The sequence below is a fragment of the Candidatus Dormiibacterota bacterium genome (assembly GCA_036495095.1).
Classification (GTDB): Bacteria; Chloroflexota; Dormibacteria; order Aeolococcales; family Aeolococcaceae; genus CF-96.
Map to the genome: position 1 here is coordinate 1 of DASXNK010000166.1, position 10,748 is coordinate 10,748.

Annotated in this window: 12 protein-coding genes; 5 read left to right on the top strand and 7 right to left on the bottom strand. The window is 74.4% G+C overall.

Annotated elements, in window-relative coordinates:
* Nucleotides 1-218 precede the first annotated feature (218 nt).
* The gene (locus VGL20_16980; GenBank protein ID HEY2705379.1) at nt 219-659 is read left to right on the top strand and encodes a VOC family protein; all 441 of its coding nucleotides are present in this window, start codon (nt 219-221) and stop codon (nt 657-659) included.
* Between the two features lie 51 nt (nt 660-710).
* Here the strand turns inward: VGL20_16980 and VGL20_16985 are convergent, their stop codons facing one another.
* Nucleotides 711-1,379 carry a hypothetical protein gene (locus tag VGL20_16985; GenBank protein HEY2705380.1) on the bottom strand — a complete coding sequence of 223 codons (669 nt, stop codon included), beginning with the start codon at nt 1,377-1,379 and terminating at the stop codon, nt 711-713.
* Nucleotides 1,380-1,508: 129 nt separating this feature from the next.
* On the opposite strand from VGL20_16985, the gene VGL20_16990 reads away from it, so the two are divergent.
* Complete coding sequence (locus tag VGL20_16990) at nt 1,509-1,904, top strand: GNAT family N-acetyltransferase (GenBank protein HEY2705381.1); 396 nt, start codon at nt 1,509-1,511, stop codon at nt 1,902-1,904.
* A 14-nt stretch (nt 1,905-1,918) separates the two neighbouring features.
* Here VGL20_16990 and VGL20_16995 read toward each other — a convergent pair whose 3' ends face one another.
* Nucleotides 1,919-2,701: a DUF2182 domain-containing protein gene (locus tag VGL20_16995; GenBank protein HEY2705382.1), complete on the bottom strand. Its 783-nt coding sequence runs from the start codon at nt 2,699-2,701 to the stop codon at nt 1,919-1,921.
* A complete protein-coding gene (locus VGL20_17000; GenBank protein HEY2705383.1) occupies nt 2,698-3,357 on the bottom strand; it encodes a DUF1326 domain-containing protein in 660 nt (219 codons plus the stop codon). Before VGL20_17000 ends, VGL20_16995 begins: the two co-directional genes overlap by 4 nt.
* Before the next feature lie 351 nt (nt 3,358-3,708).
* Between VGL20_17000 and VGL20_17005 the strand changes: the two genes are divergently transcribed.
* From VGL20_17005 to VGL20_17015, 3 genes are all read left to right on the top strand, one after another.
* A complete protein-coding gene (locus tag VGL20_17005) occupies nt 3,709-5,415 on the top strand; it encodes a M23 family metallopeptidase (protein ID HEY2705384.1) in 1,707 nt (568 codons plus the stop codon).
* 219 nt (nt 5,416-5,634) lie between these two features.
* Complete coding sequence (locus tag VGL20_17010; GenBank protein ID HEY2705385.1) at nt 5,635-6,159, top strand: hypothetical protein; 525 nt, start codon at nt 5,635-5,637, stop codon at nt 6,157-6,159.
* A 78-nt stretch (nt 6,160-6,237) separates the two neighbouring features.
* Nucleotides 6,238-7,620, top strand: coding sequence for a DUF2252 domain-containing protein (locus tag VGL20_17015; GenBank protein ID HEY2705386.1), 1,383 nt, complete (start codon nt 6,238-6,240; stop codon nt 7,618-7,620).
* Nucleotides 7,621-7,679: 59 nt separating this feature from the next.
* On the opposite strand, the gene VGL20_17020 is transcribed toward VGL20_17015, so the two are convergent.
* The 4 genes from VGL20_17020 to VGL20_17035 all read right to left on the bottom strand — a co-directional run.
* Nucleotides 7,680-8,456 carry an ROK family protein gene (locus tag VGL20_17020; GenBank protein HEY2705387.1) on the bottom strand — a complete coding sequence of 259 codons (777 nt, stop codon included), beginning with the start codon at nt 8,454-8,456 and terminating at the stop codon, nt 7,680-7,682.
* Nucleotides 8,457-8,471: 15 nt separating this feature from the next.
* A complete protein-coding gene (locus tag VGL20_17025) occupies nt 8,472-8,630 on the bottom strand; it encodes a hypothetical protein (GenBank protein ID HEY2705388.1) in 159 nt (52 codons plus the stop codon).
* Nucleotides 8,627-10,105: a glucose-6-phosphate dehydrogenase gene (gene zwf, locus VGL20_17030; protein ID HEY2705389.1), complete on the bottom strand. Its 1,479-nt coding sequence runs from the start codon at nt 10,103-10,105 to the stop codon at nt 8,627-8,629. Before zwf ends, VGL20_17025 begins: the two co-directional genes overlap by 4 nt.
* Before the next feature lie 16 nt (nt 10,106-10,121).
* The coding region (locus VGL20_17035; protein HEY2705390.1) for a hypothetical protein at nt 10,122-10,748 on the bottom strand (627 nt) is incomplete at its 5' end.

Here is a 10,748-nt window from a genome sequence, read left to right on the forward strand (position 1 = left end):
GCGAGAAGCGCCAGGTCAGCGAGGAGGCTGGAATGGAGATCCCGCCGGGGGTGACGATGTCGACGTCCACGGTTGCAGATGATGCGCCTCGGCCCTTCTTCGACCACGTGGTCGACCACCGTGAGCCTCCGGGGTGGTCGCCCAGCGGGGGTCTCCGGCGCCGACCGGACGATGCGCCGCCCCAGCCTGGAACCGTCCGGGTCCCTATGCTGGAGGACATGACGATCAAGCGGATGGACCATGTGAGCGTCGTTGTCGACAACCTCGAGGCTGCTCAAGCGTTCTTTGTCGAACTCGGTCTGGAGCTGGAGGGCGAGGCGGCCCTCGAGGGACGGTGGGTGGACGGCGTCTCCGGTCTCGAGGGTGTCCGAGTCGACATCGCCATGATGCGGACCCCGGACGGCCACGGCCGGATCGAGCTGACCAGGTTCCACACCCCGCCGGCGGTCAGCGCCGAGCCGGAGAACGCACCGGCGAACACCCTGGGCATCCGCAGCATCATGTTCGCCGTCGACGACATCGAGGACGTCCTCGCCCGCCTGCACTCCCACGGCGCCGAACTCGTCGGCGAGCTGGAGCAGTACGAGGACATGTATCGGCTCTGCTACGTCCGCGGCCCCGCCGGCATCATCATCGCGCTGGCCGAGCAGCTCAGCTGAGCTGCTGAGCCGGCGCACCGTTGCAGGGGGGGGACCCTCCGAGGCCCCGCCTCAGTGGCGGCGGCGATGCCGGCGCCCCCGCTCCCCCTCCTCGGGCCGCGGGTCGGGCCGATCGAGGCTCCAGTGGCGGCTGACCGACGCGATCCAGGTCTCGCTCTGGGTGGGGAGAACCAGGAAGCGGCTGACCGTCCGCTGGCCCCACTCGTGGTCGCCGTAGAGCAGGTCGACGGTCATCGGGCGGCGCTCGGTGATGCCGTCGCGGGCGGTGGTGAAGGCCTCCTCCGCCGGGTCGCGCAGCGCTCCCTGCCAGAAGCCGAGCGCACCGGGTGGGACGTAGATGTCGCGCCCGAGCCGTCGGAACACGCCGACGTCGGGATGGTGACCGTCGATCACGCGGTCGGAATGGTGGACCCAGCCGTGGAGCACGGCGATCCCACTCCCCGCGTTCCGCAGCGAGATCGCCAGGTAGATCACCTCCTCGGTGACCTCCGCGACCGCCCCGCCGCCCAGCGTGTGCACGTAGTGGTCGATGAACACGATCTTCTGGGACGGGTCCTGGGGCTGGGACGGCATCAGCAGCGGGCGCAGGCCGACCTGCAGCGACCTCTCCGCGGCCCGCGCCGCGCGGCCCGCCGACCGCACCGACGCGAACGTCGCCACCGCCAGCACGAGGGTGCCGCCGGCGGTCGCGAGCGAGGAGATCGTCGCCCAGTCGGCCACCCCGACAGGGTACCGAGCCGCGCGAAGTTCCTGATGGTCGAGTGAGGCTGACCCCTCGGCGCTCCGGCGGTATACGCTTCACCGTCGCGGTGGCCCTTCTGATCACCGGCGAGAGGGCCTGCCGGGGTGATGCGGATCCAGGTGCGCGACTACGAGCCCGACGACGCCGACGGTGTCGCGCTGCTGTGCGTCGAGCTGGGGTGTGCGTCGCTCACCGATCCGCACGTGGTCGACCGAGTGTTCTGCGCACCGGGCGTCAGTGCGGTGGTCGCCGTCCACCGCAACGAGGTCGTCGGCTTCGCGCAGGCCCAGGGCGACGGCCTGCTGCAGTCGCACCTCAGCGTGCTCGCGGTGGCTCCGGCGCACCGGCGCCGTGGGGTCGCCCGCAGGCTCGTCCAGACGGTGTTCGCCGCCACCGGGACGCTGCGCATGGACGTGGTCACCGACTCCGCCGACGCCTTCGTCCGCACCCTGCCGCACCAGGCGATGTCCGGGTACCGGGTCCACCCCGGCACCAACCGCTGAGTGCCGGCGCGGGCTCACACCGTCGGGAACAGCGGCGGCAGCCAGGCGGGATGGACGAGCACCATGGCGCCGAACGACAGCAGGGCGACGCCGACGGGCACGGCCCCGCGGTCGCCGCCGGGCCCGGTCTTCTCGAAGACCATCACCGCGGTGAACGCCGCCATCCAGGCGAGGTTCGAGACCCCGGCGGCGAAGGCGACGAGCATCAACGCCCAGCAGCAGCCGAGGCAGAAGACGCCGTGCCGAAGCCCCAGCCGCAGCGCCGCCGCTGCGCCGCGGCGGTAATGGCGCAGCAGCAGCGCGGCGGGATGGCGGCAGACGGTGAGGCACCGCTCCTTCAGCGCCGAGAACTGGAACATCCCCGCGACGGCGAGGGTGACGCCGGGGACCACCCAGGGGTGCATCGCCAGCCACGGCCAGGCGTGGACGCCGCGGTGGATGCCGATGTCGCCGAGGAACGCCGCCGCACCGAAGCCGGTCCACACCAGCGCGTAGCCGCCGAGAAATGCGGCCTGGGCACGCCCGGCGCGCGGCTGTGCCGCCCCGATCACGCCGAAGAGCCGGATGAGGGGAAGGCTGCTGGGCAGCATCATCGCGGTGATCATCGCCTGCCACGCAAGGAGGAAGAGCAGCAGTGCCGCCCACACCGGCAGGCGGCTGTGGATGAGGGCGCCGTGGTGCAGGGCGGCGCCGCGCCCGCTCAGCTCGGCCGCGATGGCGAGCAGCCAGGCCGCGGCGATCGCCCCGAGGATGGCGGGACGCGGGAGCCGCCGGCGGGCCCCCGCGGCCGCGCTCACCCCATGAACTCCATCCGGTACTCCGCCTGGATGGCGTTGCGACCCTCGTACGACCACTCGAAGCCCCGCTGCGGCAGTGTCACCCGGTTGAAGGCCGCCTTCCCCACCCAGGCGGGCGAGCCCGGCACGGTGCTGAAGAGGCTGTCCCGCAGGGTGGTGACGGTGCCGTCGACTCCCCGGTACGGCGACACCTCCGCGTCGAGGACGCCCTCGATGCGCAACCTGCCGGTGCCGCCGACCACGCTGTGCTCGATCTCCGCCGCCTCGACCGCGACCACCTCGCCGACGAGGCCGGCGAGGTCGGCGAGCGGTCCCCCGAGCCTGCCCGAGTAGGCGTCGAGGATCGCCTGCCGCTGGCGCTCGTCGGCACGCGCGTCGACGAAGATCATCAGCCGCCACGACCCCGGCGCGAGCACGTTGCCGGGGATGTGGACGACGTTGACGATGCTCAACCCGCTGACGTCGACGCCGTCGATCTCCCCGTGATCGAAGTGGTAGGCGTTGAAGGCGTTGCAGGACCCCCCGTCGGGATCCTCACCGATCCAGCAGGGGCACAGGACGTTGCAGGAACACGCCTCGAGAAGCGTGCCCTCCAGGTGATAGACGGCGCGGGCCCCCTCCGCCGCCTCCCGGGTCTGACTGTCGGCGACCGTCATCTGGCTCACCTCCGACATGCTGAGCGCACGTGGACGGCGAGCGGTCGCCGCCCCCCCACTCATCGACGACTCTACCGGCGGCGGAAACTGCTGTCCAGAATGCTCGTTCGCGGGACAGGAGTCGGTGATGGCCGGCCCCCTCGTCCGGCCCCGGGCCCCGCGCGAATTCGATCCGGCAGCTTCGAACGGTGCAGGGTAGACTGTCACGGATGTTGACGGGTGGCCCGCACCGGCGGGTCGCCAGCTGTTGCAGGGGGGTCCGGGAGGCGTCCCGAGGCGGGGTGGACGGCCGGCCCGGTGGTGGGGGGAAGGATGGGACCGCGCATCGCGGGCCACCGGCGGCGCGCTGCCGTGGTGGCCCTGACCGTCTGCGTCGAGCTTCTCGGCGCCGTCCCGGTGGCGGCGGCGGCCGGCCCCACCGCCTCGCCCTCCCCCTGCGGCAGGGACCTCGCCGGAGTGGTGTGCACCGTCGGCGGCGCCGCCCCGGGTCCGGGTGGCTCCGGCGGCCTTCAGCCGGCGCCGCCGAGCAGCCCGCCCGCGGCGCCCCCCGCCCCACCCGCCCGGCGCCCGGCGCCCGCGGCGGCTCCCGCGGCCGGCCCGACGCCGGCGCCGAGCCCCACCCCCGCGCCCGACGTCAACCTCACGATGGTCGCGGCGAGCCTCCGCTCCGCCCCCTATGTCGGACAGCTGCTCGACGTGCTCGCCCACCCGGTCGCCTCGACCCGTCCCGACCTGCGCCATTTCCAGCCGGCGGACGCCGGCACCCGCGCGGCGCTGGCGGAGGCGGACGCGCCCGCGGCCGCCGGTCCGTTCCAGGGCGGCGGGCGCGGGGTGATCCTCCTCGAGCTGCTCTTCGCCGCGCTGGTCCTGGCGGTGCCGCTGCGCTGGGGCCTCGGCCTGCTCCGCGCTCACCCCGCCGGGGGCTGGTGGCCGGCGCTGCCGGCGGCGGCCGTTTTCCGTCCGCAGTGGCTGCTCGTCGCCGCGCTCGCCGTGGCGGTGCCGGTCTCGACCGACGCCTCGCTCGCCTCCCTCGCCACCTGGCCGCACCCCTCCACCCCGCCGCATCCGGCGACCGCCGCAGCCGCGGCCCCGCCGGCGCCGGCCGCGGCGCCCGCCTCACCCGCGGCGGCGGCCCCGGCGACGGGCGCGCCCACCGCGTGGAGCCGGCTGGTGGGGATCGAGCGCCGCCTCGGCGACGAGGCCGGCCTGCTCGCCGGTCAGGAGTGGGAGATCCGCCGCCTCGCCTCGGTGGTCGGCCGCCACGTCGACGATGCCGATCAGCTGCCGGTCGGGGTTGCGAGCGCGGTCCAGGAGCGGGCCCGCCTGAGCAGCCTGCTCGGCGCTCACCAGGCCGCGACCGCCGCCTACCACCGCGACCTCCAGGCGGAGTACGACCTGTACCGCTCCGCCGCCGGCGACCCCGGCCAGCGCGCCCAGCTCACCGCCGGCGCGGCCACCGCCCCCGGTGCGGAGGCGCCGGTGGCCGTGACCTCCAACCTCGGCGTGGTCGCAACCCAGCTCGCCCAGGAGGCGGCGCTCGCCGACGCGCAGGCGCGGCTGCACCAGCTCGGCGCGCTGCTCCCCGCCCAGGTGGCCGCGATCCGCCGCCACCTGCCCTTCATCACCCCCGAGGTGGCGCCGGTGAGCCAGGGCTTCGGGCCCACCGACCTCGGCATCGAGCCGCCGATCAGCTACCAGGGCACCTTCTACCCGCACTTCCACACCGGCATCGACCTCGCCGCCCCCTCGGGCACCCCCCTCCATGCCGCCGCCGACGGGGTGGTGCTGATCGCCGCCGCCAGCGCCGATGCCAGCGGGAGGCTGGTGGGCTACGGCAACTACGTCGTCGTCGGCCACGCCGCCGGCTTCCTCACCCTGTACGGGCACATGTCGGACGTGGCCGTGCACGGCGGCGACCGGGTGCGCCAGGGCGAGGTCATCGGCTACGAGGGGTCGACCGGCAACTCCACCGGCCCGCACGTGCACTTCGAGATCCGCAAGGACGGCACGCTGCTCGATCCGGCGCCCTTCCTGGTGGGCCAGCTGCCGCCCGGCTGAGTGCAGTTGTGCGGCTGTCACCATCTCCACGGCGGGCACTTGTGCACTGTCACCAGGGGCTGACGGCACCGCCCGCGACATTGCCCGAGGGTGCAGGGAAACCGGCGTCCGAAGCGTAGGGAGGAGTGCCGGGCGCTGTCCGGGGCTGTACGGATCAGGAGGGGAGCACATGCTCACGAGCGGCGTCGTCGCCATCGCTCAGCAGGTGGGGTGCCGGTGATGCGCACCATGACTCTGGCCGCGCTCGGCGCCGCCGCCGTGCTCGGGGGCTCGGCGATGACGGTGACCACCCACGCGAGCCGGGCCCATGGCGGGAGCGCGCACGCGAGCTCGACCGGGGGCGCCGCTGGCAGGGTGTCGGCGTCCGGCGGGAGCGGCGGCTCCAGCACCGGCGGCACCGGGCTCCTCTGCGGAGTGCTCAGCGGCGACATCCTCGCCAACTCCGAGAACAACATCGGCGGCGGCCAGCTCCAGATCGGCAACGGGCTGGGGCTGCTCGGCAACCTCGGCATCCCGGTGCTGAGCAACGGCAGCTCGGGCAGCCAGAGCGGCAGCACCGGCGGATCGTCGATCAGCGGCAGCCGGGGCGCGTCGATCAGCGGCTCCACCGGCAACACCGCCTGTGGCGGCGCCGGTGACGCCGGCGCCGGGGCCAGGGGCGGCACCGCCCACGGCGGCAGGGGCGGCTCCGGGGGCAGGGCGACCGCGAAGGGCGGCGCCGCACACGCGAAGAGCAGCGGCTGACCTCTCGGGTCGACCCGGGATGCTGTCGGCGCGGGGCGGGGGTGCTGCACCCCCCGCCCCGCTACCATGCCGGCCACTGTGACGGCTGCGGCACCCGGTCCCGGCGGTCCCCTCCACCAGCGCCCGGTCACCACCGCGGAGGCCCGCGCCCGCGGCCGGGCGCTCCGCGAGCGGGTCCCGCGCTCCAGTCACGCCGGCTGGTCGGCGCCGGCGGACCGTCCCGACCCGCTCGCCCTGCTCGAGGAGCAGAACCGCGGCCGGGTGCCCGAGCTGGTCCCGATCCGCTGGGGGCGGATGCTCCAGTCCCCGCTCGCGTTCCTGCGCGGCTCGGCGCTGGTGATGGCGACCGACCTCGCCTCCACCCCGGCGAGCGGCCTGCTCGTCCAGGCGGGCGGTGACGCCCACCTCGTCAACTTCGGTACCTTCGCGTCGCCGGAGCGCACCCTCCTCTTCGACGTCAACGACTTCGACGAGACCCTCACCGGGCCCTGGGAGTGGGACGTCAAGCGGCTCGCCGCCAGCGCCGTGGTGGCGGCGCGCGACGCCGGCCACCCCGAGCCGGCCTGCACCGCCGCCGCCCGCGAGGCGGTGCGCTCGTACCGCACCCGGCTGGCGGGCTACGCCGCCCTGCCGGTGCTCGACGTCTGGTACTCGCGGGTCGACGCCGAGGCGGCGAGCACCCTGTTCCAGCGCGCCGGCCTCGAGCAGTACCGGCGGATCATCGCCGCGGCGCGCAAGCGCACCTCGCAGCGGGTGCTCCCCAAGCTCACCGAGCTGACCGAGGAGGGCGGGCGCCGGATCGTCGACCATCCCCCGCTCATCACCCACGACGAGCTCTGCCACGACCGCACCGAGCTCGCCGCCATCCTCGAGGGGTATCGGGAGTCGCTGAGCGAGGCGCACCGGCTGCTGCTCGGCCGCTTCCACCTCGAGGACCTCGCCCGCAAGGTGGTGGGGGTGGGCAGCGTCGGCACCCGGTGCTACATCGCGCTGCTGGTCACCGCGGAGGGCGAGCCCCTGTTCCTCCAGCTGAAGCAGGCGATGGACTCGGTGCTCGCCCGCTGGTGGGCGACCGGACCGGTGCCCAACAACGGCCGGAGGGTGGTCGCCGGGCAGCGGGTGATGCAGGCGGCGAGCGACATCTTCCTCGGCTGGACCCAGGGGGGCGGGGTCGACTTCTACGTGCGCCAGCTCTACGACATGAAGGGGTCACCGGTGGTCGCCTCGATGGACGGGCCGGCGCTCGCCGAGTACGTGGCGCTCTGCGGCTGGGCGCTGGCCCGCGCCCACGCCCGCTCCGGCGACGCCGCGGCGATCAGCGGCTACCTCGGCACCGGCGACGCCTTCGACCAGGCGGTCACCCGCTTCGCCGCCGACTACGCGACCCAGACGCTGCACGACCACGCCGCGCTCGTCGAGGCGGTGCGCGCCGGCCGGATCACCGCCGCGACCGAGGCCTGAGTCGCACCAGGGCCATCGCCGCGAGGTGGTCCAGGCGGCCCGGCTGACCCGCCTCCGCGTCAGCCCGAGGCGCGCCCGAACCGGCGCACCGCCCAGGCGGTCGCCCCGACCAGCCCGGAGTCGGTGCCGAGGGCGGCGAGGACGACCCGGCACCGCCGCAGCGGCACCGCGAAGGCGATCTCCGGGAGCGTGGCCCGCAGCGGGGCGAGGAGCAGGTCTCCGGCCTGGCTGAGCCCGCCGCCGATGGCGACCACCTCGGGGCTGAGCACGTTGACGAGGCCACCGAGGGCGCGACCGAGGGCATGGCCGGCGTCGTCGAAGAGGCGGCGGGCGAGCGGGTCGCCCGCCTCGGCCGCGGCCTGGACGTCGCGGGCGTCGAGGCCGTCGCCGGCGGCCGCCAGCCGCGAGGGCTCGCCGGCGGCGAGGGCGGCCCGGGCGCGCACGGCGATCGCGGTGCCCGACGCCACCCCCTCGAGGCAGCCCGGATGGCCCTGGTGGCAGGGCGGGCCGGAGGGGTCGACGGAGATGTGACCGAGCTCGCCGGCGGTGCCCGCCGCGCCGGTGTAGAGCTCGCCGTCGAGCACCATGCCGCCGCCCACCCCGGTGCTGACGGTGACGAAGACGAAATCCCGGGTGCCGCGACCCGTCCCCAGCGTCCACTCCGCGAAGCCGGCCAGGTTGGCGTCGTTCTGGAGAACCACCGGGCACCCCAGGATGCCGCCGAGCAGGCGGGCGGCCTCCAGCCCCTCCCAGCCGGGCAGGTTGGGGGCGGCGTAGACCACCCCGGCGTTGGGGTCGAGCGGCCCGGGCACCCCCATCGCCAGCCCCGCCGGCACCCGGCCCCCGGTGGCCTACAGCACCGCGGTGGCGACCGCGTGGAGGACGGCGAGCGGCCCGTCGCCGGCGGGGGTGGGACGGCGCACCGGCTCGTCGTGGGTCTCGGGCCCGGTGGCCACCGCCGCGCGGATCAGCGTGCCCCCCAGGTCGACCCCGACGAGGGCGGGAGTCACGTCCGGGCGATCTGCGGGACCGCGGGCACCCTCCGGTCGGGCGCCGCCGGATCGTCGTCGTCCATCGAGTGCCAGTGGCCGCCGCCGGCGAGGGCGTCGGCCTGGGATGGCCCCCAGCTGCCCGCGGCATACGGGTGCACCGGGCCGGGGTCGCGGATCACCGGGTCCACGATCTCCCAGCCGCGCTCCACCTCGTCCTCCCGGATGAAGAGGGTGTGGTCGCGATGGAGCACGTCGTGGAGCAGCCGCTCGTACGCCTCCGGCGGCGAGACCCTGAAGGAGCTGCCGTAGGCGAAGTCCATGTGCACCTTCTGGGTGCGGATCTCCGGGCCGGGCTGCTTGGCGATGAAGCTGAAGGAGATGCCCTCGTCGGGCTGGATGCGGATCACCAGGTGGTTGGAGTGGACGGCATGGGGACCTCCGCTCCCGGAGAAGAGGTGGAGGGGCACGTCCTTGAAGGCGATGGTGACCCGGGTCTCGCGGGTGCGCATCCGCTTGCCGGTGCGGAGCAGGAAGGGCACCCCGGCCCACCGCCACGAGTCGATGTGGAGCCGCAGCGCCGCGTAGGTCTCGGTGGCCGAGTCAGGCGCCACCCCGGGCTCCTCGCGGTAGCCGCGCACCGGCACCCCGGCGACGTCGCCGGCCGCGTACTGGCCGCGCACCACCTGGGCGGGGTCGACCGGATGGCAGGCGGTGAGCACCTTGACCTTCTCGTTGCGCAGCGCCTCGGCATCGAAGCTGACCGGCGGCTCCATCGCCACGATCGAGAGCACCTGGAAGAGGTGGTTCTGGACGATGTCGCGGATCGCCCCGGTCTCCTCGTAGAAGGCGCCGCGCTGCTCGACCCCGAGCGACTCGGCGACGCCGATCTCGACCTGGGTGATGCAGTCGCGGTTCCAGACCCGCTCGAAGACGGCGTTGCCGAAGCGGAAGACGAGCAGGTTCTGCACCGTCTCCTTGCCCATGTAGTGGTCGATGCGGAAGATGCGCTCCTCGGGCAGCACCTCGTGGAGCGCCACGTTCAGCGCCCGGGCGGACTCGATGTCATGCCCGAAGGGCTTCTCGATGATCACCACGGCCCGCTGCGCGATGCCGCTGTGGTCGAGCTGGCCGATCAGCGGGATGAACGCGGACGAGGGGACCGCGAGGTAGACGACGCACGACTCCTGGGTGAGCCGGGCGGCGAGCGCGTCCATCCCGTCGGCGGCGCTGACATAGTCGAGGCGCCGGGCGAAGCGCGCGAACACCGCCTCGTCGAGACCGGTGCGCGAGTGCGCCGCGATCGCGGCGCGGGCGCGGTCCCGGAGGTCGTCGGCGCTCCAGCGGTCGTTGGCGTAGCCGATCACCGCACCGCTCTCGGGGAGCAGGCCCTCCGCCTCGAGGTTGTAGAGGGCGGGGAGCAGCTTGCGGGCGGCGAGGTCGCCGGAGATCCCGACGACGACGATGTCCTGGGGCTCGGTCCGGCTGAGCGTCATCGCCGGTGGTCCCGGCTCAGTGCTGCTGAAGGTGCCGAACGGTGGCGCTGAGAACCTTGGTGACGACGGCGATCAGGAAGAGGGCGAGCCCCGTCCAGAAGAGCGGGAGCATCGCGCCCGGGGTGGTCCAGTCGTAGATCGCGAGGATGCCGCCGAGCACCAGCCCGACCACGATGAGCACCAGCAGCGCGACCACGGTGCGGGTCGCGCCGTCGAGCTCCGGCCGTCCCCGCAGCGCCACCGCGGGGCTGGGCGCGAGGTCGCCGCCGGGGAACCAGTGGCGCATGATGCCGGCGAACACCTGCACCCCGAGGGCGGCGAGGAAGATCCCCAGCACGGCGTAGAAGAGCGGCAGCTCGGCGCCCGGGGTGGTCCAGTCGTACACCGCGAGGATGCCGCCGAGCACCAGGCCCACGGTGCAGGCCGCGAAGCAGACCACCGTGAACCAGGTGAGCATGTCGAGCTGCGGTAGGCGGGCGGCCAGGCGCTGGTAGGCCGGCTCCGGCTGGGCCGCGGGCTCCTGGAAGTAGCTGAAGTAGATGTCGGGGGTGGCGGAGACCCCGGAGACGCGCATCTGGGTGCCGAGGGCGCTCTCCGGCGCCGCCTCGCCGGGGACCGCGGACGAGATCAGCCCCGGCTGCGG

What these genes read in the sequence shown, in the direction of transcription:
- VGL20_16980 (HEY2705379.1), top strand. Translation starts at nt 219, where the DNA reads ATGACGATCAAGCGGATGGACCATGTGAGCGTCGTTGTCGACAACCTC.
- VGL20_16990 (HEY2705381.1), top strand. Translation starts at nt 1,509, where the DNA reads ATGCGGATCCAGGTGCGCGACTACGAGCCCGACGACGCCGACGGTGTC.
- VGL20_17000 (HEY2705383.1), bottom strand. Translation starts at nt 3,357, where the DNA reads ATGACGGTCGCCGACAGTCAGACCCGGGAGGCGGCGGAGGGGGCCCGC.
- VGL20_17010 (HEY2705385.1), top strand. Translation starts at nt 5,635, where the DNA reads ATGCGCACCATGACTCTGGCCGCGCTCGGCGCCGCCGCCGTGCTCGGG.
- zwf (HEY2705389.1), bottom strand. Translation starts at nt 10,105, where the DNA reads ATGACGCTCAGCCGGACCGAGCCCCAGGACATCGTCGTCGTCGGGATC.